This is a genomic window from Agromyces badenianii (assembly GCF_003070885.1).
Classification (GTDB): domain Bacteria; phylum Actinomycetota; class Actinomycetes; order Actinomycetales; family Microbacteriaceae; genus Agromyces; species Agromyces badenianii.
Window position 1 is genome coordinate 1,776,280 of record NZ_CP028913.1, and the last position, 25,495, is coordinate 1,801,774.

General features: G+C 69.7%; 21 protein-coding genes and 2 tRNA genes. 9 read left to right on the forward strand and 14 right to left on the reverse strand.

The window, feature by feature from the left end; genetic code table 11:
• Positions 1–11 precede the first annotated feature (11 nt).
• From clpX to DCE93_RS08475, 6 genes are all read right to left on the reverse strand, one after another.
• On the reverse strand, positions 12–1,289 hold the full coding sequence (clpX, locus tag DCE93_RS08450) for an ATP-dependent Clp protease ATP-binding subunit ClpX (protein WP_108595500.1): 1,278 nt from the start codon (positions 1,287–1,289) through the stop codon (positions 12–14).
• 235 nt (positions 1,290–1,524) lie between these two features.
• Positions 1,525–2,193, reverse strand: a complete 669-nt coding sequence (locus tag DCE93_RS08455; protein ID WP_108595501.1) for an ATP-dependent Clp protease proteolytic subunit — start codon at positions 2,191–2,193, stop codon at positions 1,525–1,527.
• A 27-nt stretch (positions 2,194–2,220) separates the two neighbouring features.
• Positions 2,221–2,805 carry an ATP-dependent Clp protease proteolytic subunit gene (locus tag DCE93_RS08460; RefSeq protein WP_108595502.1) on the reverse strand — a complete coding sequence of 195 codons (585 nt, stop codon included), beginning with the start codon at positions 2,803–2,805 and terminating at the stop codon, positions 2,221–2,223.
• Between the two features lie 73 nt (positions 2,806–2,878).
• Positions 2,879–3,358, reverse strand: a complete 480-nt coding sequence (locus tag DCE93_RS08465) for a tetratricopeptide repeat protein (RefSeq protein WP_108595503.1) — start codon at positions 3,356–3,358, stop codon at positions 2,879–2,881.
• A gap of 69 nt (positions 3,359–3,427) precedes the next feature.
• The gene (gene tig / locus DCE93_RS08470; protein WP_108595504.1) at positions 3,428–4,888 is read right to left on the reverse strand and encodes a trigger factor; all 1,461 of its coding nucleotides are present in this window, start codon (positions 4,886–4,888) and stop codon (positions 3,428–3,430) included.
• Between the two features lie 49 nt (positions 4,889–4,937).
• Positions 4,938–5,011: transfer RNA gene (locus DCE93_RS08475), tRNA-Pro, on the reverse strand.
• Positions 5,012–5,193: 182 nt separating this feature from the next.
• On the opposite strand from DCE93_RS08475, the gene DCE93_RS08480 reads away from it, so the two are divergent.
• The 4 genes from DCE93_RS08480 (at position 5,194) to DCE93_RS08495 (ending at position 10,606) form a co-directional block, all read left to right on the forward strand.
• Positions 5,194–8,877, forward strand: a complete 3,684-nt coding sequence (locus DCE93_RS08480; protein WP_108595505.1) for an SCO7613 C-terminal domain-containing membrane protein — start codon at positions 5,194–5,196, stop codon at positions 8,875–8,877.
• Between the two features lie 77 nt (positions 8,878–8,954).
• A tRNA-Gly gene (locus DCE93_RS08485) sits at positions 8,955–9,028 on the forward strand.
• A gap of 150 nt (positions 9,029–9,178) precedes the next feature.
• Entirely contained in the window at positions 9,179–10,165 is a 987-nt protein-coding gene (locus DCE93_RS08490) for a DUF4238 domain-containing protein (RefSeq protein WP_108595506.1), read from the forward strand.
• Between the two features lie 165 nt (positions 10,166–10,330).
• Entirely contained in the window at positions 10,331–10,606 is a 276-nt protein-coding gene (locus DCE93_RS08495; protein ID WP_108595507.1) for a hypothetical protein, read from the forward strand.
• 151 nt (positions 10,607–10,757) lie between these two features.
• Here DCE93_RS08495 and DCE93_RS08500 read toward each other — a convergent pair whose 3' ends face one another.
• Positions 10,758–11,360: a hypothetical protein gene (locus tag DCE93_RS08500; protein WP_108595508.1), complete on the reverse strand. Its 603-nt coding sequence runs from the start codon at positions 11,358–11,360 to the stop codon at positions 10,758–10,760.
• 473 nt (positions 11,361–11,833) lie between these two features.
• Between DCE93_RS08500 and DCE93_RS08505 the strand changes: the two genes are divergently transcribed.
• The gene (locus tag DCE93_RS08505; RefSeq protein WP_108596666.1) at positions 11,834–12,331 is read left to right on the forward strand and encodes a Dps family protein; all 498 of its coding nucleotides are present in this window, start codon (positions 11,834–11,836) and stop codon (positions 12,329–12,331) included.
• Between the two features lie 41 nt (positions 12,332–12,372).
• Positions 12,373–13,095 (forward strand): hypothetical protein, encoded by a 723-nt coding sequence (locus DCE93_RS08510; protein ID WP_244284128.1) that lies wholly within the window; start codon positions 12,373–12,375, stop codon positions 13,093–13,095.
• Positions 13,096–13,199: 104 nt separating this feature from the next.
• Here the strand turns inward: DCE93_RS08510 and DCE93_RS08515 are convergent, their stop codons facing one another.
• From DCE93_RS08515 to DCE93_RS08545, 7 genes are all read right to left on the reverse strand, one after another.
• On the reverse strand, positions 13,200–13,856 hold the full coding sequence (locus tag DCE93_RS08515) for a response regulator transcription factor (protein ID WP_108595509.1): 657 nt from the start codon (positions 13,854–13,856) through the stop codon (positions 13,200–13,202).
• 23 nt (positions 13,857–13,879) lie between these two features.
• A complete protein-coding gene (locus DCE93_RS08520) occupies positions 13,880–15,268 on the reverse strand; it encodes a sensor histidine kinase (protein WP_108595510.1) in 1,389 nt (462 codons plus the stop codon).
• Positions 15,258–16,793: a multicopper oxidase family protein gene (locus DCE93_RS08525; RefSeq protein WP_108595511.1), complete on the reverse strand. Its 1,536-nt coding sequence runs from the start codon at positions 16,791–16,793 to the stop codon at positions 15,258–15,260. The genes DCE93_RS08520 and DCE93_RS08525 overlap by 11 nt, the downstream gene beginning before the upstream one ends.
• Before the next feature lie 121 nt (positions 16,794–16,914).
• Positions 16,915–18,432: an amidohydrolase gene (locus DCE93_RS08530; RefSeq protein ID WP_108595512.1), complete on the reverse strand. Its 1,518-nt coding sequence runs from the start codon at positions 18,430–18,432 to the stop codon at positions 16,915–16,917.
• Positions 18,433–18,439: 7 nt separating this feature from the next.
• Positions 18,440–19,444: an Fpg/Nei family DNA glycosylase gene (locus DCE93_RS08535; protein WP_108595513.1), complete on the reverse strand. Its 1,005-nt coding sequence runs from the start codon at positions 19,442–19,444 to the stop codon at positions 18,440–18,442.
• A gap of 8 nt (positions 19,445–19,452) precedes the next feature.
• A complete protein-coding gene (locus DCE93_RS08540) occupies positions 19,453–19,950 on the reverse strand; it encodes a ribose-5-phosphate isomerase (RefSeq protein ID WP_108595514.1) in 498 nt (165 codons plus the stop codon).
• Between the two features lie 9 nt (positions 19,951–19,959).
• On the reverse strand, positions 19,960–20,946 hold the full coding sequence (locus tag DCE93_RS08545; RefSeq protein WP_108595515.1) for a DUF2332 domain-containing protein: 987 nt from the start codon (positions 20,944–20,946) through the stop codon (positions 19,960–19,962).
• A 127-nt stretch (positions 20,947–21,073) separates the two neighbouring features.
• On the opposite strand from DCE93_RS08545, the gene pepN reads away from it, so the two are divergent.
• From pepN to DCE93_RS08560, 3 genes are all read left to right on the forward strand, one after another.
• Positions 21,074–23,617 carry an aminopeptidase N gene (gene pepN, locus DCE93_RS08550; protein ID WP_108595516.1) on the forward strand — a complete coding sequence of 848 codons (2,544 nt, stop codon included), beginning with the start codon at positions 21,074–21,076 and terminating at the stop codon, positions 23,615–23,617.
• A gap of 108 nt (positions 23,618–23,725) precedes the next feature.
• Entirely contained in the window at positions 23,726–24,637 is a 912-nt protein-coding gene (locus tag DCE93_RS08555) for an ABC transporter ATP-binding protein (protein WP_108595517.1), read from the forward strand.
• Positions 24,634–25,488 carry an ABC transporter permease gene (locus DCE93_RS08560; RefSeq protein WP_108595518.1) on the forward strand — a complete coding sequence of 285 codons (855 nt, stop codon included), beginning with the start codon at positions 24,634–24,636 and terminating at the stop codon, positions 25,486–25,488. The genes DCE93_RS08555 and DCE93_RS08560 overlap by 4 nt, the downstream gene beginning before the upstream one ends.
• Positions 25,489–25,495 lie beyond the last annotated feature (7 nt).

A 25,495-nucleotide genomic window follows, 5' to 3' on the forward strand; every position in this document is an offset into this window, starting at 1 on the left:
TCGACCGGCAGCTACGCCGACTTCTCGGCCCGGCGGGGCTTGGCGTGCGGCACGATCGTGGGTGCCGCGTTGTCGAGCACCGCGGCCTTCGTGACGACCACTCGGGCGACGCCGGTCGAGGAGGGCACCTCGAACATGATCGGTCCGAGCACCTCCTCCATGATGGCGCGGAGGCCCCGGGCACCGGTCTGCCGGAGTACTGCGAGGTCGGCGATCGCCTGGAGCGCCTCTTCTTCGAAGTCGAGCTCGACGCCGTCGAGTTCGAACATGCGCTGGTACTGACGCACGAGCGCATTCCGGGGCACGGTCAGGATCTCCATGAGGGCTTCACGGTCGAGCGGCGTGACCGTCGCCACGACTGGGAGCCGACCGATGAACTCGGGGATGAGACCGAACTTGTGGAGGTCTTCGGGCAGCACCTCGCTGAAGATATCGGCCTCGTCTTCTTTGTTGTGCAACGGAGCGCCGAATCCGATGCCGCGCTTGCCCGCCCGCGAGGAGATGATGTCTTCGAGACCGGCGAATGCGCCCGCGACGATGAAGAGCACGTTCGTCGTGTCGATCTGGATGAATTCCTGATGCGGATGCTTGCGCCCGCCCTGCGGCGGCACCGAGGCGACCGTTCCCTCGAGGATCTTCAGCAGCGCCTGCTGCACGCCCTCGCCCGAGACATCTCTCGTGATCGACGGGTTCTCGGCCTTGCGGGCGATCTTGTCGACCTCGTCGATGTAGATGATGCCGGTCTCGGCGCGCTTCACGTCGAAGTCGGCGGCCTGGATGAGCTTCAACAGGATGTTCTCGACGTCTTCGCCGACATACCCCGCCTCGGTGAGCGCCGTCGCGTCGGCCACGGCGAAGGGCACGTTCAACTGCTTCGCGAGCGTCTGGGCGAGGTAGGTCTTGCCGCACCCGGTCGGGCCGATGAGCAGGATGTTCGACTTCGCGAGCTCGACGTCGTCGCGCGTGTCGGCCGACGTCAGCGTCGTGCGCGCGCGAACACGCTTGTAGTGGTTGTAGACGGCGACGGCGAGGGCCTTCTTCGCGGCCTCCTGGCCGATGACGTACTCCTCGAGGAAGCCGAAGATCTCCTTGGGCTTCGGAAGCTCGAACTCACCGGCCTCGGACTCGCCCGCCTCGGCGAGTCGCTCCTCGATGATCTCGTTGCAGAGCTCCACGCACTCGTCGCAGATGTAGACGCCGGGTCCGGCGATGAGCTGCTGGACCTGCTTCTGGCTCTTTCCGCAGAACGAGCACTTGAGCAGGTCGGCGCTCTCTCCGATGCGTGCCATCGAAACCCTCCTGTCGACGAGTCTGTTCCGAGCCTAGCCCGAGAACGGGCCGATCGAGGGTGGCTCGCGGGATTCGACACGCTTGGCAGTTCGCCCATTGCGAACCGCCCTGCTCAGTCGAGGTGCGACTCGCTCGGGCGGGCTGACACGCCGCCGTCGCCTGATACGGCGGAACGCGGCGGATGGCCCGGCTGCAGACCAGCCGGGCCATCCGCCGCGTTCACGGTACGACGCGTTATCGCGTGATCGCCGGCAGGCTCTTGCGCGAGCTGAGCACCTGGTCGATGAGCCCGTACTCGAGTGCCTCTGCGGCCGACAGGATCTTGTCGCGGTCGATGTCGGTGTTCACCTGCTCCTGCGTGCGGTTCGAGTGACGCGAGAGCGTCTCTTCGAGCCACGAGCGCATGCGCATGATCTCGGCGGCCTGGATCTCGATGTCGGAGGCCTGGCCGTGCCCCGCCTCGCCCATGGCCGGCTGGTGGATGAGCACCCGCGCGTTCGGCAGCGCGAGACGCTTGCCGGGCGTGCCGGCCGCGGCGAGCACTGCTGCGGCCGAGGCCGCCTGGCCGAGCACGACGGTCTGGATCTGCGGACGGATGTACTGCATCGTGTCGTAGATCGCCGTCATGGCGGTGAAGGAGCCACCGGGCGAGTTGATGTACAGGATGATGTCGCGGTCGGGGTCCATCGACTCCAGCACGAGCAGCTGCGCCATGATGTCGTCGGCGGATGCGTCGTCGACCTGTACGCCGAGGAAAATGATGCGGTCCTCGAAGAGCTTCGCGTAGGGGTCTTGGCGCTTGTAGCCGTACGCCGTGCGCTCCTCGAAGCTCGGCAGGATGTAGCGCGAGCCCGGTGCCTGGACGCCGTTGAAGGCGGTGCCACCGAAAGCAGGGATGTTCATTCGCTCGTTCTCTCTTCTCTCGAGTGCCTACGCCTGGGTTCCGCCGCCGCCGGCCACGTCGAGTGCCGACTCGCGGATGTGGTCGACGAAGCCGTACTCGAGGGCCTCCTGCGCGTTGAACCAGCGGTCGCGGTCGCCGTCGGCGTTGATCTGCGCGACGGTCTTGCCGGTCTGCGCCGCGGTGATCTCGGCGAGGCGCTTCTTCATGTCGAGGATGAGCTGCGCCTGGGTCTGGATGTCGCTCGCGGTGCCGCCGAAGCCGCCGTGCGGCTGGTGCAGCAGGACGCGGGCGTTCGGGGTGATGTACCGCTTGCCCTTGGTGCCGGCGGTGAGCAGGAGCTGGCCCATCGAGGCGGCCATGCCGATGCCGACGGTGACGATGTCGTTCGGCACGAACTGCATCGTGTCGTAGATCGCCATGCCGGCCGTGATCGAACCACCGGGCGAATTCACGTAGAGGTAGATGTCTTTCTTGGCATCTTCGGCGGCGAGCAGCAACAGCTTCGCCGCGATCTCGTTGGCGTTCTCGTCGCGCACCTCGGAGCCAAGCCAGATGATGCGGTCCTTCAGCAGTCGATCGAAAACACCGGTGCCTGGTGTCGGTTCGGCCATGTGTCGCTCCGTTTCCGTTATCGCGTTGTCTCGAATCTATCCGGTGCAACGCACGCGAACGCGGCTGTTCGCCCTAGGCGGATGCCGTGAGCTCCGCGGCGTATGCGGCGGCCGACACCCGGTACCGCTGCAGGTGCGGTGCGAGGGCTGCGATGGCCTCGGATGCCGCGCGGCGGGCGAAGCCCGCATCGACGAGCGCAAGGGCGCGGAAGGCGACGACGGCATCGCGCAGCTCGCCTGCATCGGACTCGATCGCGTCGAGCAGTGCGATCGCTTCGAGCGGCCGACCGAGGTTGCGGATCGTGGAGGCCAGCTGCACGTGCGCCTGCACACGCTCGGAACCGTCGAGGCCGCGCTCGAGGGCTCGACGGTACAGCTCCTCTGCTTCAGCTTCGCGCCCGGCCGAGTCGCGCGCGCCTGCGCGCTCGAATAGGGCGATCGGGTGTTCGGCACGCTCCTCGGCGAGTGCATCGATGCGGCGGGTGACCTCGTCATCACCGATTTCAGCGGCCTCCGCCCAGACGGCAGCGACTCGCGCCTGCCACTCGTTCACACTCGCACCTCCCATGAATGAGAACAGGGCCGGGCGATCCGCCCGGCCCTGCTCACGTTCGACGCTCGACTATTCGGCGTCGGCCTTCTTCGCGGCACGCTTCTTCGGCGCGGGCTTCTCAGCAGCGTCGTCGTCGGCCGCGGCCTTCTTCGGCGCGCGCTTCTTCGGCGCGGGCTTCTCAGCAGCCTCTGCCTCTTCGACGATCTCTTCAGCCTCATCGACGACCTCGGCCTCGGCTTCAGCCTCGGCCTCGGCGACGGCGGTGAACTCGGAGAGGTCGACGGGCTTGCCCGCGGCATCCGTCACCTTCGCCTTGCCGAGCGCGATCGCGAGCGCCTTGTTGCGCGCGACCTCGCCGACCATGGCGGGGATCTGGCCGTTCTGGCTGAGGATCTGCACGAACTCGCCCGGGTCCATGCCGTACTGGGCGGCGCCCTGCACGAGGTACTGGGTGAGCTCGTCTTGGCTGACCTGGACCTTCTCGGCCTCGGCGATCGTGTCGAGCAGGATCTGCGTCTTGAACGCCTTCTCGCTCGACTCGGCGACCTCTGCCCGGTGCTCGTCGTCTTCGAGGCGGTTCTCGTTCTCGAGGTGACGGTGCACCTCGTCGTCGATGACCGCCTGAGCGACCGGAACCTCGACGAGCTCGAGGAGCTTGTCGACGAGCAGGTCGCGGGCCTGGCTGCCCTGGCCGAACGACTTGTTGCGGGCGACCTGCTCCTTGAGGCTGTCGGTCAGCTCGGCGAGGGTGTCGAACTCGCTCGCGATCTGGGCGAAGTCGTCGTCGGCCTCGGGGAGCTCGCGCTCCTTCACCGCGGAGACGGTGACCGTGATCTCTGCGGTCTCGCCCTCGTGCTCGCCGCCCAGGAGCTTCGACGCGAAGGTCGTGGTCTCGCCGGCGGACAGCGTGTCGAGCGCCTCGTCGATGCCCTCGAGCAGCTCGCCCGAGCCGAGCTCGTACGAGATGCCGCTCGCCGTGTCGACCTCGTCCTCGCCGATCTTGGCGACGAGGTCGAGGGTCACGAAGTCACCGCTCTTGGCCGGGCGGTCGACGGTGATCAGGGTGCCGAAGCGGCTGCGCAGACGCTCGAGCTCTTCGCTGACCTCGTCGTCGCCGACCTCGACCGAGTCGACCGTCAGTTCGAGGCCGTCGTAGGCGGGCAGCTCGATCTCGGGGCGCACGTCGACCTCGATCGCGAGCAGCAGGTCGCCCGAGAAGTCCTTGTCGCTGGGCCACTCGACGATGTCGGCCTCGGGGCGACCGAGGGGGCGCAGCTCGTGCTCGGCGACGGCGGCGCGGTAGAAGGCGTCGAGGCCCTCGTTGACGGCGTGCTCGAGCACGGCGCCCTTGCCGACGCGCTGGTCGACGATGGGCGGCGGCACCTTGCCCTTGCGGAAACCGGGCACGTTGATCTGCTCGGCGATGTGCTCGTAGGCGTGGGTGATGCTGGGCTTCAGCTCCTCGGGCGTCACCGAGATGGTGAGCTTGGCGCGCGTCGGGCTCAGCTTCTCAACCGAAGTGGTCGGCATGTGGAAGATCTCCTGTTGTGTGGAAGTTCGTGTCGAGTCGTGCAACTCGTCGGGGCGACAGGATTCGAACCTGCGACCTCCCGCTCCCAAAGCGGGCGCTCTACCAAGCTGAGCTACGCCCCGAGTCGCGACTCAACTCGTCGATTCACCCGGCGGGCATGCGAAAACATGCCTCAGACGGATGGACCCACGAAAGTCTACTGCACAGTGCGCCGGCCTCGTTGTGCACTCGCCTGCTCGGGCGGTCGACAGCCGGCTGTGGATGAATCGACGACGGCCGCGCCCGCCATGGCAGAGTGTGCCCCATGCCCGACCACCCTCACGTCGATCGACCCGACCTCCGGCGCTGGCCGACGTCCCCGGCGCAGCTCATCGACACGACGCTCTGCCCCGCGTGCTTCAGCCCCTTGGGTTCCGCCGTGTGCGGCAGCTGCGGGCTCGATCTGGCGGTTCCCGCCGCGGGCGAGCTGCTCACCGCGGGACGGCGGGTGCACGATGACGAGGCGAGCAGGCAGTCGCTCATCTCCGCCATGCGCTCGGCCCAGGCGGCACGGCCTCGCGGCACGGCAGAGGCACGGGTGATGGATGTCGCGGCAGAGCCCGCGATCCCGCCGCTCGCCGCCGCACCGGCTGTCTCGGCTGCCGTGGCTGCTCCCCCGGCGTTGCCGGCGTCATCCCCCGCCGCCGTTCAGTCCGGGCGTTCCGGCGTGCAGGTCCTGCTGCTGACGCTCGGCGTCGTGCTCATCTCGATCACCGCGATCGTCTTCCTCTTCGTCGCCTACCTCGTGGCGAGCCTCGAGGTGCGCTCGGTCATCATCGCCGTCGCGAGCGTGCTGGTGCTCGGCGTGGCCTGGCTGCTGCGGGCACGGCGACTGCCGGGCACCGCCGAGGGCGTGGCATCCGTCTCCATCGTGCTGTTGCTGCTCGACGTGTGGATCGTCCGCGCGAATGGACTATTCGGCACCGACGCGCTCAGCGCGGCCGGATACACCGGCGGGGCGCTCCTCATCGTCGCGGCCGCGCTCATCGGCGTTCGCGCCGCGAGCGGCATCCGCGTCGCCGGATTCGCCGCGGCCGTCCTCGCCCCGATCGGCGTGTTCCTGCTGGCCGGCGAGGCGGCCCCCGAGGAGCAGCTCGGCACGGCGTGGTGGCTCGGATTCCTCGCCGTCGCGCTGCTCGGATCGGTCGGGGCACTCCTGCCTCGCTCGATCGAGCGGGTGATCGTGATGGCCGCCGGCTTCGCCGCGGGCGCACTCGCGATGATCCCGGCGGGCTGGGCGCTGGTCGACACTCCCCTGGGCCGGCTGTGGGCGTACCTCGCGGTGGCGGCCTCGTGGGTGATCGCGCTCATCGTGGTGCGGCGACGGCGGCACCGTCTCGCAACCGTCTGGGGGCGCATCGCCGCCCCGGCACTCGGACTGAGCCTCGCCCTCGCGCCGACAGTGTCGATCTTCGATGAGCTCGACACCGGGCTCTCGCTCTGGCTCGCGCCGGCGGCCGGCGGGCTCGTCGCCTGCGTGTTCGCGGCCGGCACCCGGCTCACCGGCGGGGCCGCGCGAGATGCGCTGTGGGCGTGCGTGGCCGCGGCGGCCGTCGCGGCCGCCTCGGCGGTTCCGGGTGCACTTCTCGGTCTCGGTGCGATCGGCTTCCGGCTCATCGCGAGCGTGCCGCCGTGGAACGCCGAACTCGGCTCGCGGCCCGAGGCCACCGTTCCCGACCACGAGCTCACGGCCGTGCTCGTGCCGTTCGTGATCGCCGTCGGCGCCCTCGGCGTTTCGATGCTCCTGCGTCGCACCCGCACCCTGGCGGCCATTCCCGTCGGTGCCACCTTCGCCAGCGGACTCGTTGCTGCCGCCGTCGCCCCGAACGTCGCCCTCTCCGCCGTCGCACTGCTCGTGCTCGGTGGCGGCGCGCTCGCCTTCGGTGTCAGCCTGCGGCGCCTCGCGCTTCCCGGCGTGCTCACGACGCTTGTCGTGTTCGGCGTCGGCAGCGCAGCACTCGCCTGGCTCGTGGGCTACTCGAACACCGAGGTCTGGCCGTGGGTCTCGGTGCTCGTGATCGGACTCGCCGTGGCCGGGCGGGTGCTGTCGCCCCGGGTCTGGCAGCCGACCGCCCGCCCCGGGATCGGCGCGGCGCACCTTGCGATCGCGTCGACGTTGGTCTGCTTCGCGGTCTTCTCCATCCCCCTGTGGCTCGAGTCGGGCGGCTCGCCTCTGGTCGGCCCGTGGGCGACAACGTGGATGTGGCTCGCGACCGTCTCCGCCGTCGTGCTCGCGGGCGCCGCGCTCGTGCGTTCGGGCAGTACGCGTGACCGCCTCGCGGTCGTCATCCCGCTGTTCGCGGCATCCGCCATCTCGCTCTGGGCCCTCGCGTTCGAAGCGGATGCCGCATTCCGCTGGATCCCCGCGGTCATCTTCGTCGTCGCGGGTGTGCTGTGGGTGCGCTTCGGCGGGCCAGAACTGCTGCGCACGGCGTTCGCCGCCGCGACACCGCTCGCGATCGCCTTCGCCTCGGCGACCGTCGTCGACCTGGGGTTCGGCCCCGAGTTCGTCGGCATCGGTCTCGCCGGTGCCGCCCTGCTCGCTGCGGCACTCGCACACGTGGTGACGGCGCGCCCGGGACCCGCCAGACCGGCCTGGGGCGCCGCTGTAGCTCTCGTCGGCGTGACCGCACTCATCTCAGCCCCCACCGGCGTCTTCGGCACGGCGGACTCGTGGCTCGTGCTCCTCCTGCTCACGCCGGTGCCGATCGTGCTGGCGGCACTCGACGGCGATCCGATCGGCGGCGAGCAGACGAGCCGGCACCTCGGCTGGCTGAGCCTCGGACTCGGCATTGCGACGGTGTGGGCCTGGCTCGCAGGGGACGGAGTCGACGATGTGGAGGCGTACACGCTTCCGCTCGCTGCCGTGCTGGCATCGACCGGCGGGCTCATCACCTGGCGGCGCACGAGCGGCGGCGCCCCCGCCGGCGGCCGCACCGCGCTCTTCGGCACCGCGGCGGCGGTCGCCGTGCTGCCGAGCATCGGCTCGGCCGGAGAGTCGGAACTTCGGACGCTGCTGCTCGCTTCGATCGGCGTCGTCGTCGCGATCGCGTCGATCTTCCTGCCCGACGCCGCCCGCGGAGTGCCGGTGCGACTGCTCGGAGTGGTCACCGGGTGGGTCTCGATCACGGGCGCCGCGCTCGTGCGCGGCTCCGCCGTCGCGAGCGGCAGCGCCGACAGTGCGCTCATCCCCGAGTTCTGGCCTCTCCTCGCGCTCGCGTCGGGCGCCGTGATCGCCGTGATGTGGGCCCGCACCGCGTCTCGGCCGGTGTGGTTGGCAGACGTGCTGCTCGCCGCATCCGTCACCCTGGCGGTCGTGCCAACGCTGCTCGCGATCTTCACCGGCGACGACTCCGCTGTGCGCGCTGCGGTGCTGTTCCCGCTGCTCGCGCTCGCGCACATCGCGTCGGCCGCGACCGCGACGCGCCCGGTCGGCGGAGCGGTGTTCAGCTGGATGACGCTCGGGGTGCTCGAGTTCGGCGGCGTGATCGCCCTGTCGTCGGCCCAGGTCGACCCGTTCGACCTCGTCACCGTGCCGGCCGGCATCGCCCTCATCGGCAACGGCTGGTTCCGCATGCGCCGATCCCCCGCGCTCGGCAGCTGGCCGGCGCTCGGGGCCGGCCTCGCCGTGCTGCTGATTCCGCCGCTGGTCGCCGACTTCACCGATCCCGAGCTCTGGCGCATCGTGACGCTCGGCATCGTCGCCGCGGTCGCGCTCGTCATCGGCGCGGTTCGCCGGTTGCAGGCGCCCCTGCTCCTCGGCGGCGGGGTGCTGCTCGTGCATGCGATCGTGCAGCTCTGGCCCTGGATCACGGCGCTCTACGAGGCCGTCTGGTGGTGGCTGTGGCTCGGCATCGCCGGGGTGCTGCTCGTCGTGCTCGCCGCGACGTACGAACGCCAACTGCGGCTCGCACGGGGCACCATCCGCTCGATCTCCGACCTGCGGTAGCCGGCGGCAACACGGGCGAGCGTCACGAATCGACCATCATCGTGTACTACGATGATGCAGTGCCCGAGAGGGCACGCGGGGATGTAGCTCAATGGTAGAGCCTCAGTCTTCCAAACTGATTACGCGGGTTCGATTCCCGTCATCCCCTCCACATCTATATCCCGGGTCAGAGCGGGAATCACTCCCCCGCCACCTCGACCCTCAGGGCCGCTTCGAGGTCCGTTCGTGCCCTTCCCGTGCCCTTACTGTCGACAGTGGCGGCTTGAATGGAGCCGTAACGGACGCCGATGAAGGGGCTTCGATGCCGAACGACCACCACGTCCCTAGAGTCCATCTGCGGCGGTTCGCGATTCCCGGACCGGGCACGCCTCCGAAGGAGTGGTTCACCAGGGCCGCGAACGTCGCTTCCCCCGACAAGGTTTTCCCGGCGAACATCCGGAAGGTCGGCGCGGAAGGCGACTTCTACACCTTCCAGGACTTCGACGGCGAGGAAAGCCGCGACTTGGAGACGTTCTTCACCGGTCTGGAAAGCGATGTCGCCGGAGTGTGGCGCTTGCTCCTCGATGATCCCCGCTACGCACTCTCGGAGGTCTGGCCGCTGCCGCCTCGGATGAGAGGCACGCTCGCGTGGTACCTGGCAGCGCAGATCGCCCGGACCACGCGGCAACGCAAGCGTCTTCAAGTCTGGGGTGCGAGCGAGTCGTTCACAGTTCCCGGCGCACTCACTCCTCCTGACTTAGCGACGACACACGCGCGCTACATCGCGTCCACCCTCGAAGGCATTGCACAAGCGCTGTATGTGCGCCCGTGGGGACTCGGGTTCAGTAGTGCGTGTCTCCCGACCTCCGATTGCCCCGTCGTGATCCTCAACGCCCATGACGACGAGGATCAGGTCGGAGCGGCCCTCACATGGGACATCGTGTTCCCGCTCGACCCCCACCGATTCATCTTCATGCCCGACCAGCAGATGGTCGAGGATGACCCAGCGAAGCGCCGCGACCACCGACTGATGATGGACGGAGTGGGGCTCGCTCTTGTCGATGCGATCTACGCCGCCGCGGATCGCCACATCTTCATGCACCCAGACCATCCCCCGATGCTCGACGCGACCCGCTCTCCACGCCTACCCGCACCCGGAGCGAAAGGCTTTTCGCCTCAGTCGGTGCTCATGTACCCGGTCCTGGAGGACGGCTTCACCGTGAGTGCTCGATGGGCCACTCACCACATTCCAGCAGGTGAGGGAGGCCGCCGCGCGCCATTCACCGGGGAGGGCTTCGGCATTAGATAGACCGTCACCCGCCCGGCGACGAGAGTTGGGTGCCCGGCGTCTCCAGTCGGATGACAGCATAGCCGCCGACCGTGACCGGCTGGCCGCGATCCTCGACGGGCTGGAGACTCTGCCCGAAGTCCTCGAAAGCCGTGACCCCGGCTCGATGTCGCCGCCCTTCAGGGGATGATCTGGGATCGGCTCGTTCAGGTCGACGACGCCGCTAAGCGTGTCGCTGCCGCCGAGGATGCCACCCGGCCCATCCTCGCGTGGCGTGCCATCCTTACCGGACTGGCCTCGACCGGTGAACTCGACTTCGAGGGCCTCGCGCTGCTCCAACAGACTGATCAGGCCGCGTTCGGTCTGCTGATCGACGGTGACGCGGAGGCCGCGCCCGCTCCCAAGTCGGGGAACATTCCGCGGCTCATCGAGTCGCTGGAGCGGGCCACGGTGGACGGCTGACGCAACACCCCAACCGCCGAGGGGCGGACTGGCCTACCCGGCTGGTCCGCCCCTCCACGCTGTCAGCGCCAGATTCCGCGGTTCACAGCATCCCGGGTGCTCTCACGCCCGCCTCACAGGAACTCGGCGACCAGCGCCGCGCACGCGCGGATCAGGCAAGAGGGCAGAGGGTGCTCGACTCCTCGTACTTCTGCGGGTTGCCCTTCGGGGTGCGCCACGTGATGAGGTCTCTGATGGAGTGATCCTGTCCATGCATTGTGCCCAGGAACGCGATATGGATTCCCGGACCTTCAGCGCGCATCCGCGCCCGGTCCGCGACCCGCTCCCCCTCTTCACGCTCCCACGTCGCAAGCGCTCCGGGGAACTCCAACAGGACGGACTCGCCCTCCTCCAGCCGCGCGGCTGTGCCGACGACCGTCTCTTCGCCCACAGTCACCTTCGCTCGAACGTCCCCCGCGAAGTCAGGCCCGAGGTTCTTGACCCGGTAGACGCCGGGGCGTTCCCACCAACACTCCCAGTCGATCTGGTGGAGTTCGGCGGCTCGCTCGACCTGGCCCTTCGCGATCCGGTTAGCGTCCTCCGATATCCGGTTCGCCTCCGCCGCAAGATCGTTCGCCGCCCTCGCCTCGTCGCGTGCCCTGCCCGCCTGGACGAGCCCCACGATTCCGACGACGAGACCACCCGCACCGAAGAGCGCCGCAGCGCCGACGCCCCACCACGTCGCTATCGCGTTCGCCCACTCCGCCTGTTCCACACCCGGAGGCTATCGGGCGCCACCGACGAGCGTTCACCCCAGGCGGCGCAGGAGCCTCATCATGCAACAGCCAGGAGCCTGCAATCGCACACTCGACGCGTGCCCTCTCGGCGTGCCCTGCGCGTGCCCTTAGGGGCCTCACGTGCCCCAATTCTACCTCACGGGACACGATGAAGGAACGCAGGAATCTGCGCGGTTCTGCGGGATTCCGGGTGCCGAAAGGGGCCGGGCATCTTCCAAACTGATTACGCGGGTTCGATTCCCGTCATCCCCTCCGTAGAGACAACCGTCGCGTCGGCGGAGGTTCGTCGATGGCCTCGCACGCGGTGCTTCCGCTTGATCCGAGCTCCAAGAGCCGCGGCATCCGTCACGCGCGTTGTCAACCCCCGATGAGCCGAGCCTTCCCTTTCTTGAAATATGCGGGCACCCGCGTAGCGTTGAGTACGACATACGTTCAAGGGAAGGTGGACTACATGACCGACACCAAGATCGCTCCCAAGGCCCCGAAGGCCGGCGCGAACGCCGACGTCGCATCGGGCGTCGCCCAGTTCCTCACCCCCGTGGTGCACGAACTCGTCGCCCTCGCCGTCAACGGCAAGCAGGCGCACTGGCACGTGCGCGGCGTGAACTTCATCGCGGTGCACGAGCTGCTCGACGAGGTCGTGGCGCACGCACAGGACTGGGCCGACCTCGCCGCCGAGCGCGTCGTGGCTCTGGGCCTGCCCGTCGACGGCCGGCTCAAGTCCGTCGCCGACAAGAGCGGTGCCGTGAACCCGAAGCTCGGGTTCCAGCCCTACGACGAGGCGATCGCCGACGTCGTCGCGCAGATCGACATCGCTGCCGAGAAGGTCGCCGAGGCGATCGAGGGCCTCGACGAGCTCGACCCGGTGAGCCAAGACGTCGTGATCGAGATCCGCCGGGGCCTCGACAAGGACCGCTGGTTCCTCTTCTCGCACGTCGCCGTGAAGTAACGACGATGGCGGGCTGACGGGCCCGGGTGCAGAATGCCGGTATGACGGCCGATGCACCCGGGCCCGTTTCGTCTTCGGCGGATGCCGCGGGCGCCGTGCCGGGCGCGGCATCCGGCCCTCCCCTGACCGATGCGCAGAAGTCGTTGCGCGCGCAGATGCTGGCCACCGAGCACTGGAGCCTGCTCGCCTCGCGCAGCACGACGCAGAGCGAGGTGCTCACCCGCATCGCGATCTTCCTCACGCTCGTCTCAGCGGGGCTCGTGACCCTCGGCGTGCTCGGCAACGCCACCGAGTTCCGAGGCTGGTTCGGAATCGCTGCGCTCGGGGTGCTCCTGCTGCTCGCGCTGCTCGGGGCGATCACGCAGATCCGGGTGTTCAACACCGCCACCGAAGACCTGGCCTACGTGCTCGCGATGAACCGGCTGCGCGGCGCCTACCTCGACCTCGACCCGGGCCTCGAACGGTACTTCATGATGGGCACGACCGACGACGGACCGGGCGTCGACAAGACCTATTACCCGTTCGCCACGCGTGATCGCACGCAGATGTTCGGGAGCTCGATGATGGTCATGCTGGTCGTGAACACGGCGCTCAGCGGCCTGCTCGTCGGGGCGCTGGTCTACGCCATCACGGTCTCGGTCGGCTGGTCGATCGCCGCAGGCGCGATCGTCGCGGTCGCGGTGTTCCTGTACTGGATGTTCTGGGGATACCGGAGTTACGTGCAGGTGATGCGGGCGCACGTGCCCCTCCGGCGCGCCTCGTGAGCGCGCCGCTTGTGCGCGCCGCGTGAGGCGCCGCGTGAGCGCGCCGCTTGAGCGCGCCGCTTGAGCGCGCCGCTTGAGCGCGTCGTGAGCGCGCCCGGGCGGCGCTACCGCTGCAGCCAGGTGAGCACCGCGAGCACCCGCCGGTGATCGGTGCCCGAGTCTTCGAGACCGAGCTTCTGGAAGATCGAGGTGACGTTCTTCTCCACCGCGCCGACGCCGATGAAGAGCTGCTTCGCGATGCCCGCGTTCGTGCGCCCCTCGGCCATGAGCGTCATCACCTCGCGCTCGCGGGGCGTGAGGGTCTCGAGAGGGTCGCTGCGACGTGCGAGCAGCTCTCGCACCACCTGCGGGTCGAGCACGGTGCCGCCCTGGCTCACCCGCTCCACCGCGTCCTCGAGCTCGTCGAGCGAGGCCACCCGGTCTTTCAGCAGGTAGCCCATGCCGCCCTCACCCGAGGAGAGCAGTTCGTGGGCGTACGTGCCCTCGACGTACTGGCTGAGGAGCAGCACCCCGACCTTCGGCATGCGCCGCCGGAGTTCGATCGCCGCGCGCACCCCTTCGTCGCGGAACGACGGCGGCATGCGAACGTCGAGGATCGCAAGGTCGGGCTTGGTCTCGTCGAGCGCGGCGAGCAGCGAATCGGCTTCGCCGTATGCGGCGACCGTCTCGAAGCCCGCCTCATCGAAGAGCCTGACGAGGCCCTCACGGAGCAGCACCGAGTCTTCGGCGAGCACGATGCGGAGGGGCGCGCGATCGGTCATGCCCCCACAGTAGCGGCGGGCTGCTAGGCGAGCGGCACGAACGGGATGTGCGCGCCGATCGTCGTGGGACCGCCGACGGGGCTGTCGACGACGAGCATGCCGCGAAGCCCCCGCACCCGATCCTCGAGCCCGGCGAGCCCGTGGCCCGCGCTGAGCGCCGCGCCGCCGTGGCCGTTGTCGGTCACCCAGAGGTCGAGCCAGTGCCCGGTCGGGCCGGTGTCACGCGTCGAGACCGCGAGGCGGATGCCGCTGGCATCGGCGTGCTTCACCGCGTTCGTGAGCAATTCGGCGGCCACGAAGTAGGCGTTGCGCTCGATGGGCGCCGGCAGCGCGGCATCCGTCGGCAGAGCCACCTCGACCATGACCGGAATGGGGCTGCGCGCCGCGAGCGACTGCAGGGCGACGGCGAGACCGCGGTCCTGCAGGATCGGCGGGGCGAAGCCGCGCGAGAGGGCTCGCAGCTCGTCGAGGGTCTCGCGGGCCTGATCGCGGGCCTCGCCGAGCAGTTCGCGCGCCGCCTCGGGATCGTGGTCGAGCTTGCGCTCGATCGCGGCGAGATCCATCTGCAACCGCACGAGACGCTGCTGCGGGCCGTCGTGGATGTCGCGTTCGAGCCGGCGGAGCGAGGCATCCTCTGCCTGCACCGCGGCACCCCGCGAAGCCGCGAGCTGGGCGACCTCGCGTTCGAGGGCCTCGGATCGCCACGCGCCGAGCGTGCCGCGGGCGATGACGTCGTGCAGCAGCGTCAAGCCGCGGAAGACGAACGGCAGGGTGGCGAGGAAGATCAGGCCGATGACGAACTCGAAAACCGATTCACCCACCCGCGGGTCGACGTTCAGCGTGTTGCCGGGGACCAGCCAGTCGATCACGACGTCGTAGAGCCAGAAGTCCTGACCTTCGCCGGGGATGTAGCGCTGCCAGATCCAGCCGGTGACGCCGCCGAGTGCGATGGAGGTCCACACGACGGTGACGGTCCACGTGACGATGCTGACGATCGGGTTGATCACCATGCCGTGCAGGAGGTAGAGCCAGTAGTGACCGTCGATGAACGGGGCGAACATCGTGCGCCAGAAGCCCTGGTTGCGATCGGCGTGATCCCACGCCGGCCGGCGGATCTCGTCGCGCCCCGCCCAGCGCAGCCGCACGAGTTCGAGCGTGCCGAAGCCGCGCGCGATGAAGAGCGACGCGACGAGGATGAAGACGCCGAAGACGACGACGATGAGGCCGAGCCCGGTGAAGAAGATCGTCGACAGCAGCACGAGCGAGGTGATCGCGATCGGCATCGTCAGGATGAGGAAGGCGAACTCGCGGGGCACCCCGGCCCACAGCGACCAGTAGCCGCGGCGCTTCGGCGCGGCATCCGCGGCGGTGGCCTCGGACGCGGCGGTCTGGATGACGGTTTCAGTGCTCATGGTGGGTTCCCTCAATCATCGTGGCATGCTGACCGGGCTCGACGACGGCGAACTGGCCCATCATCCCCTGGTCTTCGTGCCACAGCAGGTGGCAGTGGTACATGTACGGCGTGTCGGCATCGGCGTAGTCCTCGAAGCGCATCAGCAGTTCGTACTCGGTCTCGGGTTCGGTGAAGATCGTGTCCTTCCAGCCCGCGAGTTCCGGCGGAGGCGCGGCGCCGTCGATCGATGCGATGCGGAATTGCACGTCGTGCACGTGGAAGCTGTGCGGCAGCGAGGTCGAGTTCTCGACGATCCAGCGTTCGAGCGTGTCGACGGTCACCGTCTCGTCGATGCGGCCCAGGTCCATCGACGCGCCGTTGATCTCGAAGCTGTCGCCGAGCTCGAACCGGCGGGTCATTGCGACCTGCTCCAAGTCGAAGTCGTCGATCACGTTGAGCCGGGTCGGCACGGCAGGCGCCGGGTCGAGCGTGCCGGCCGCGCGCACCTCGAGCACGTCGAAGGCGTCGCTGCCGCCGTTCGTGTCTGCGACCGGCCCGACGAGGCCGGCGACCTCGGGGGTCGTCTTCGACTGCAGCACGACGCGCTCGCCGGGCGCGACCCGCAGCAGCACCTCGGCGCGTTCGCCGGGCGAGAGGCGCACGTGATCGAGCGCCACGGATGCCTCGAGCAGCCCGCCGTCGCTCGCGATGAGTTCGACGGGGCGGGCATCGCTCCAGGTGAAGGCGAAGGTGCGCGCCGTCGAGGCGTTGAGGAGGCGCAGTCGCACGAGTTCGTCGGAGACCTCGAGGTAGGGGGCGCGCGTGCCATTGACGATCAACTCGTCGCCGAGTCCGCCGGCATACCCGCGCTGGGGGTCCTCCCGCTCGCCTGCTGCGGAGAAGCCGGAGTCCTGCACGATCACGGGAACGTCGTCGACGCCGTACTCCGACGGGAGCCCGAGCGAGCGTTCGTGCTCGTCGTGCAGGATGAACATGCCCGCGAGCCCGTTCGCGACGTGCTGTTCGGTCTCGCCGTGCGGGTGCGGGTGGTACCAGAGGGTCGCGGCCTGCTGGTCGATGTCCCACTCGGGCGACCACGAGGCATCCGGCGCGACCATCTGGTGCGGCCCGCCGTCCATCTCCGCCGGCAGGTGCATGCCGTGCCAGTGCACGGTCGTCGGCTCGTCGAGCGAGTTCGTGATGTCGACGCGCACGCGCTCGCCGCGCTCGGCAGCGAGCGTCGGCCCGAGAAGGCTGCCGTTGAAGCCCCACGTGTCGCTGACGACGCCCGGAGCGAACTGCGTCGTGCCGGCCCGCGCATCGAGCGCGAACACCCGCGTGCCATCGGCGTCGACGGTCGACTCGGCGAGCGGCGGGATCGCGAGCGGCGTTTCGAAGTCGACCTCGCCGACGGTCGAGATCGGCCCGGGGCCCGCGATGCCGCAGCCCGCGAAGGCGATCGCGACGAGCCCGCCCGCGGCGACGGCGGCGAGCGCGGCGGTGCCGAGTGCCGCACGGGGGCGTCGGAGTCGTGTCTGAAGCATGACTCCAGCGTTCCGGCCCAGGCGAGGAGACCCCAGCCGGTGTGCGCCCGGATGGGCGCGGGGGTTATCCCCCGACTCCGCGGCGGCGCAGGGCACGGCCGCCGCGACCCCGCCGTGACCCCTACTCGATCTGCGAGTGGGTGAGCCGACCGCCGAGCAACGTGGCGGCCACCGGCATCCGGCGGAGCTCCTCGGCGGATACCGTGAGCGGGTCGAGTTCGACGACCGCGAGATCTGCCACTCCGCCGGCGCCGACCGAGCTGCCGCGACCACCCGTCGATGCGGCGAGCGCGGCGCGTGCCTCGATCGACTGCTCGGGATGCCACGGGGCGCGGCCGTCTCGCGAGCGGCCGACCGCCGCCGCGATCGCGACCCACGGGTCGAGCGGCGCGACGGGCGCATCGGAGCCGAGGGCGAGTTCGACTCCCGCCGCCGCGAGCTCGGCGAGCATGAACGCCCGGTCGGTGCGACCGGCCCAGTACCGGTCGGCGACGTCGCGGTCGTCCATCGCGTGTTCGGGTTGCACGCTCGCGACGATGCCGAGCCGCGCGAACCGGTCGATGTCGCGGCGGCGGAGCAGTTGCGCGTGCTCGATCGAGCCGGTGCATCCGACCTCTTCGAAGGCGTCGAGCACCCGGGCGTTGGCCTGGTCGCCGATCGCGTGCACGGCCGGCGTGATGCCCGCCTCGTGCGCGCGCCGCATGAGCGGTACGAGCTCGTCGTAGGCCACGGTCGCGAGCCCATAGGGGTGTTCGTCGGCGCCGAGCCCGGCATACGGGTCGAAGCACCAGGCGGTGCGCGTGTTGAGGGAGCCGTCGGTGATGACCTTGTACCCGCCGACGGTGACGAGGCCACCGGTCTCTGCCACCTCGTCGCCGGTGCGGAGCCCCATGGCGATCGCGCGCTCGAGGTGCTGGGTGTACACGCCGAACGAGACCCGCAGCGCGTCGGCACCGGAGGTGACCCGGCGCACCCAGTCGTCGCGGTTCCACCGCATCTCGTAGTCGGTGATGCCGACCACGCCGCGCATCGCCGCTCGCCGGGCGGCGTCGGCGACCCAGCCGTCGAGCACGTCGTCGGCGACGTTGGCGATCTCGCGCACGAGCCGGAAGCAGTCGTCTTCGCGGAGCACGCCGCTCGCACCGCCGAGTTCACCGACACCGTGTCGCCGGAGCGCTGCCGAGTTCAGCCAGCAGGCGTGCAGGTCGGCGGCGACGAGGACGACCGGCACGTCGCCCGACACGGCGTCGAGCACCGCGCGGGTGGGGGCGGCCGACCAGAGCCCGTCACGGTAGCCGAACCCGATCACCTCGCGGTCGCCACGGGCGACGGATGCCCCGACGAGCTGCGCGACGGCGGCCGCCGACTCCGCGCCGGTGAGATCGACGCGGCGCGAGACCATCGCCCACTGGGAGAAGTGCACGTGCCGGTCGTGGAGGCCCGGCACGACGAAGCGCCCGTCGAGAGCCAGGCGACGGATGCCGCGGTGCCGGGCCTCGCCCGCAGGCGTCACCGCCGCGATGCGGCCCCGGTCGAGATGGAGGTCGACGAGCCGGTCTGTGCCGGGAAGCCGGGCGCCGACGAGGAGCAGCGGCGGGGCGGCATCCGACCTGCCTGCTGTGTCTGCCGTGGTCTGCATGGTGCGCTCAGGCCTGGCAGTAGGGGCACCAGTAGAGCTTGCGGGCACCCATCTCTTCGAGCACGATGTTCGTGCCGCAGACCCGGCACGGCAGGCCCTCGCGCTTGTAGACCCAGTGGCGGTCGGCGCGGTTCGCCATCGCGGCGCGGTAGGCCTCGGGGTCGAGGTCGTCCATCGTCATCATCTGGCCGGTCTCGACGCCGATGCGCAGGAGCTTCGCCCAGTCGCGCCAGAGGTGCCGCACGTGCTCCTCGGGCACGAGTTTGCCGGGGGTGTGCGGATTCTGCTTCGCCCGGAAGAGCAGTTCGGCCCGGTAGACGTTGCCGATGCCGGCGACGACGTTCTGATCCATGAGCAGCAGGCCGATCGGCGTGGACTTCTTCAGCACGGTCGTGGTGAAGCGCTCCTCGGCCTCCGGTCCGTCATCGAGCAGCGGGTCGGGCCCGAGCTTGCCGACGACGGCTTCGACCTGTGCGGGGTCGAGCACCTCGCACGCGGTGGGGCCGCGCAGGTCGGCGCAGATCGTGTCGGTGAGCAGGCGCACCCGCACCTGGCCGATGGGCTCGGGCGGGAAGGTGTCGAGGCCGTTGCCCTCCTTCTCGGACTCGGACATGCGCAAACGGGTCTTGCGAGGTGCGCCGATCGACTGCAGGGAGTTCTCGCCTGCCGTGTCGAAGACCACCGCATCGGGGTTCGGCCTCTCGAGGAAGGTGCCCGCCTGGTTCGTCTGACCCATGCGCCCGTTCGCCGAGGCGATCGTGGCATCCATCAGGATGTCGCCGGCGAAGTCCCATGCGCCGTACATGCCGAGGTGCACCCGCAGCCACACGTCGCCCTCGAACCCGAGGAACATCTGCTTGCCGACGGCACGGGCATCGATCATGCGCCGCCCGTCGATCTCGGCCGCGCCGGCCGCGAACCGGCCCTGCGGACTCGAGGCGTGCACGAGTTGCCCGACGAAGTTGCGTTCGAACTGCCGGGTGATGCGATGGACGGAGTGGCCCTCTGGCATCGGCGCGCCTACTCCTCGAGCCGGTCGACGCCCTTGCCGGCGATGTCGCCCGTCGTCTCGTACTCGGCGAGCTGCGCGATGCGGCGCACGTGCCGCTCGTCACCCGAGAAGGGCTCGGCGATGAAGGCGTCGATGTAGCGGATCGCCTCTTCGACGGTGTGCTGACGCGCACCGATCGAGATGACGTTGGCGTCGTTGTGCTCACGAGCGAGGATCGCGGTGTCCATGCTCCAGACGAGGGCCGCGCGGATGCCGCGCACCTTGTTGGCCGCGATCTGCTCGCCGTTGCCCGAGCCGCCGAACACCACGCCGAGCGCGCGAACGCCGGCGGCCTGATCACGTGCCACGCCGAGCGCCGCGTTGATGCAGAAGGCCGGGTAGTCGTCGAGGGCGTCGTATTCGACCGGGCCGTGGTCGATGACCTCGTGACCGCCGTTGGTCAGGTGATCGACGAGCGTGCGGCTGAACTCGAGGCCGGCGTGGTCGGTCGCGATGTGGATGCGCATGCGCCAATTCTAGGGAGTGTCGACCCAGCGGAGCGCGCGGCCGTGCGGCTGCGCCCATGCGAGCTGCTCGCCGTCGAGGGCGAGCACGAGATCGGAAGAGTCGTTCGGCACGTCGTCGCGCACGCGGATGCCCGGAACGATCGTGCGCGCCTCGGCCGAGAGCCAGTGCCCGGGGAGGTGCTGCAGCGTGTCGACGAAACGGGCCCGGGCGGCCTCGTCGAGGTACATGATCACCGCGGTGTGGAACACCACGAGCGTCGCCTCGCGCGGCGCTTCCGCGGCGAGCGCGGCGAGTCGTTCGTTCAGGTCGCCCGCGACGATGCGTGGCGGGTCGGATGCCACGATCGCCGCCGCTGCACGCAGCCGTTCGCGCCGATCCTCGTGCTCGGGCCAGATGAGCGCGTCGAGCCAGGCGAGATCGTCGGGATCGCGCACATCGAGCGGGTTGAGGTCGATGCCGGCACGCCAGACGACCTCGGGCAGACGGTCCGGTACCGGCACGGAGCCGGCGGTGGCGCAGTCGAGGACGACGGAGCTCCGGCGGCCGGCAGGGTCGAGCTGCGGATGCCCCTGATACCGGTAGCCGTACCGGTCGGGGTAGAGGCAGAGCCCGGCCGCGGTACCGACCTCGAGCAGTGCGAGGGGGCCGGGGATCCCGGCGAGCGCGGGCACGTGCAACGCGCAGCGGGCCGCCTCATTGGTCTGGGTGGCATGGGACTCGGCGGTGGCGCGCACCTCTCGCCAGTTCTCGTGCAGCCAGTCGCGGAACATCCCGTACCCGCCGACCGGCGCGCCGCGCAGGCGTGCGGCGCCGAACACGAGATTCGGCTGTCGCTTGGCGGGCGGCAGTTCATCGATGAGCCGGATCGTCGCCGGGTCATCCGCGACGCCGAGCGCCAAGCCCTCATACGTCGCCGACATGCCGCGCGCTTCGACCTCGGCGAACACCCGGTAGCGCTCGGCCGTCGGGGCGTGGGAATCGACACTGGTGCGCATGTCGCCACGCTAGTCGAGGCAGGCCCGACGGAAGCGCCGGACACTGCTGCGGAACGGCCTCGCGGGCTAGGCTGGTGCACATTGCCTGCGGCCACGAGCCGCGTCGATGACTGCCGAAGGAGCGCACGTGCCCGGAGAGAACCTCACCCGAATCGAAGCCGAGGAGCGCGCAGCGCTCGTCTCGGTGCACGACTACGACGTCGTGCTCGATGTCACCACCGGCCCGGAGGTGTTCCGCAGCCAGACGACCGTGCGGTTCTCCGCGACCGAGGGCGCCTCGACGTTCATCGACGCGATCACGGCGGCCGTGCACTCGGTCACGCTCAACGGCGTCGAGCTCGACCCCGCCGAGGTGAGCGACGGCGTGCGCATCCAGCTGCCGAACCTCGCGGCGGAGAACGAGCTCGTCGTCGTCGCCGACGGCCGCTACATGAACACCGGCGAGGGCCTGCACCGCTTCGTCGACCCGGTCGACGACGAGGTCTACCTCTACACCCAGTTCGAGGTGCCCGACTCGCGCCGCATGTTCGCCGTGTTCGAGCAGCCCGACCTGAAGGCGTCGTTCCGTTTCACGCTGACCGCGCCCGCGCACTGGGAGGTCGTGTCGAACTCCCCCACTCCCGCACCGGTCGACGCCCACGACGGGGCGAAGACGTGGGCGTTCTCGCCCACCGCGCGCATCTCGAGCTACATCACCGCGCTCGTCGCCGGCCCGTACCATGTGGTGCGCGACGAGCTCACGAGCGCCGACGGCCGCACCATTCCGCTCGGGGTGTTCAGCCGCAAGAGCCTCGCGCAGTTCCTCGACGCCGACTACATCTTCGAGAAGACGAAGCAGGGCTTCGAGTACTTCGAGGCGAAGTTCGACGTGCCGTACCCGTTCGAGAAGTACGACCAGATGTTCGTGCCCGAGTACAACGCGGGCGCCATGGAGAACGCCGGCGCGGTGACCTTCACCGAGTTCTACGTGTTCCGCTCGAAGGTGACCGACGCGGTGCGCGAGCGCCGGGTCGTGACGATCCTGCACGAGCTCGCCCACATGTGGTTCGGCGACCTCGTGACCATGAAGTGGTGGAACGACCTGTGGCTGAACGAGTCGTTCGCCGAGTGGGCGTCGACGATCGCCACCGCCGAGGCCACCGAGTGGCACGAGGCGTGGACGACGTTCAACTCCATGGAGAAGAGCTGGGCCTACCGTCAAGACCAGCTGCCGTCGACGCACCCGGTCGTCGCGACGATCAACGACCTCGAAGACGTGCAGGTGAACTTCGACGGCATCACCTACGCCAAGGGCGGTTCGGTGCTGAAGCAGCTCGTCGCGTGGGTCGGCGTCGAGGCCTTCTTCGCCGGCGTCTCGGCGTACTTCAAGAAGCACCAGTGGGGCAACACCACCCTCGCCGACCTGCTCGCCGAGCTCGAGACCGCGAGCGGCCGCGACCTGTCGGACTGGTCGGGGCTCTGGCTCGAGACGGCCGGCGTCAACACGCTGCGCCCCGAGATCGAGACGGATGACTCGGGCACGATCGCCGCGTTCACGGTGCTGCAGTCGGCGCCCGCCGACTACCCGACGATCCGCCCGCACCGCCTTGCGATCGGCTTCTACAACCTCACCGGCGGAAAGCTCGTGCGCGATCACCGGGTCGAGCTCGACGTCGACGGCGAGCGAACGGAGGTCGCCGAGCTCGTCGGCCTCGCACGCCCCGACCTCGTGCTGCTGAACGACGACGACCTCGCCTACGCGAAGATCCGCCTCGACGACGCCTCGGAGCAGGTCGCGCTCGCGAACCTCTCCGAGATCGAGGACCCGCTGGCCCGCGCACTCGTGTGGAGCTCGATCTGGGACGCGACGCGCGACGCCGAGACGAGCGCGAGCGCCTACCTCGACCTCGTGCTCGGCAACATCGCGAGCGAGACCGAGTCGACGACGCTGCGCATCGTGCTCGCGAACGCCGTGCTGGCGGCGAGCGCCTACACCGCGCCCGAGCGCCGCACCGAGGCGCGTCGCCTCCTCGCCGACGGCTTCTGGCGCCTTGCGCAAGAGGCCGCGGCTGGCAGTGACGCGCAGTTCCAGTTCGTCATGAACTTCGCCGCCATCGCCGAGGCGGGTTCACACGTCGACGAACTCGCCGCGCTCGCCGACGGTTCCCTGGCGCTCGAGGGACTCGAGATCGACACCGATCTCGGCTGGGAGCTGCTCATCGCCCTCGTCGCCGCCGGCCGCGCCGGCGACGCCGAGATCGACGCGCGTCTCGCCTCCGACAACACCGCGACGGGGCAGCAGTCGGCCGCGCACGCCCGGGCGGCGATCCAGACGCCCGAGGGCAAGGAACGTGCGTGGGCGTCGCTCATCGACGTCGACACCGCGACCAACACGGTCGTGCGAGAAACGGCAGAGGGCTTCCTGCGCAGCACCGACCCGGCTCTCCTCGAGGCCTTCGTCGAGCGCTACTTCGCGATGCTCGAAGACATCTGGGAGGCGCGCAGCTACGCGATCGCCGAGAAGCTCGTCGACGGGCTCTACCCGTCCCCGCTGGCGAGTCAGGCGCTCGCCGATGCGAGCCGCGCCTGGCTCGAGTCGCACCCCGACGTGCCGGCGCTGCGCCGCCTCGTCGTCGAACGCCTCGCCGGCATCGACCGTGCGCTCGCCGCACAGGCGCGCGACGCGCGGTAGTCCACGCGAATCAGGGCGGGTCGCCTGGTACCTCGGTACCATGGCGACCCGCCCTGAACCATTCGCAAGGCGGATGCCCCGGGCCGCCGCGATCCCTAGCGTTGAAGCATGATCACGGCAGAAGGGCTCGTCAAGCGCTACGGCGCGAAGACCGCCGTCAACGACATCAGCTTCACCGTCCGGCCCGGACAGGTCACCGGATTCCTCGGGCCGAACGGTGCCGGCAAGTCGACCACGATGCGCATGATCGTCGGACTCGATCGACCGAGCGGCGGGCACGTCACCGTGAACGGCAAGCCGTATGCCGAGCACCGTGCGCCGCTGCACGAAGTCGGCGCGCTCCTCGATGCCAAGGCCGTGCACACCGGGCGCAGTGCCTACAACCACCTGCTCGCGATGGCCGCCACGCACGGCATCGGCGCCGGCCGGGTGCGCGAGGTCATCGAACTCACCGGTCTCGACTCGGTCGCCCGCAAGCGCGTCGGCGGATTCTCGCTGGGCATGGGCCAGCGACTCGGCATCGCCGCGGCCATGCTCGGCGATCCGGCCACCCTGATCCTCGACGAGCCCGTCAACGGTCTCGACCCCGAAGGCGTGCTGTGGGTGCGCCAGTTCGTGCGCCACCTCGCCGCGGAGGGCCGCACGATCTTCCTGTCGTCGCACCTCATGAGCGAGATGGCGCTCACCGCCGACCACCTCATCGTGCTCGGTCGCGGCGAGATCATCGCCGACGCCCCCGTCGCCGACATCATCGCCGGCGGCACGCGCCCCCGCGTGCTCGTGCGCTCGCCGCACGCCTCGCAACTGGCCGACCTGCTCGCCGCACCCGAGGTCGCCGTGGTGCGCTCCGAGGCGGGCCTGCTCGAGGTCACGGGCGTTGCGGCATCCGGAATCGGCGACCTCGCCGCCCAGCATGGATTCGCGGTCCATGAACTCACCCCGCTCAGCGCGTCGCTCGAGGAGGCCTACATGGCCCTGACCGCCGACGCCGTCGAATACCGCACGGAGGCCGTCCGATGACCACGATCACCCCGCCCCTGTCGCACCCCTCGCAGCGCGCCCGCTCCACCTCGCTGACGTTCGGCGGCGTGCTCCGCTCCGAGTGGATCAAGCTCCGCAGCCTCCGCTCGACGACGTGGTCGTACGCCATCGTCATCGCGATCTCGCTCGGCATGGCCCTCATCATGTCGCTCAGCACGAGCGACGGGATGAACGGCGGCGCTGCCGCGTCCGGCGCGCCGGCCGAGCAGCAGGTCGGACTCCTCGTGCAGTCCTCGGTCTTCGGCGTCTACTTCGGCCAGCTCGTCGCCGGGGTGCTCGGGGTGCTCGTGATCAGCGGCGAGTACACGACCGGCATGATCCGGTCGACGCTCACCGCGGTACCGAAGCGGCTCCCGGCGCTCGCTGCCAAGGCAGCGGTGCTGTTCGCGTCGACCTTCGTCGTGGGACTCGTCGCGTTGCTCGGCGGGTATCTCGTCTCGTCGATCGTCCTCGCCGGCATCGGCGTCTCGGCGAGCCTCGGAGAGCCGGCCGCGTTCCTGCCACTCCTCGGCGGGGCGCTCTACCTCGCCCTGATCGCCGTGTTCGCGCTCGGCATCGGCACGATGCTGCGCAGCAGCGCCGGCGGCATCGCGGCGGTGCTGGGCCTCATCCTGCTCGTGCCGACGGTGCTCCAGATGATCCCGGCCGAGTGGGCGCACGACCTCATCCCGTACCTGCTCTCGAGCGCGGGCATGAACATGTTCACTTCGACGACGGCGGAAGCGACCGCCGACGGGTTCGGCGTCTGGCTGAACCTCCTCATCGTGCTCGGCTGGGTGGGGGCATCCATCGCCGGCGCCGCGGTGCTCCTGAAGCGACGGGACGCGTAGAGTCCAG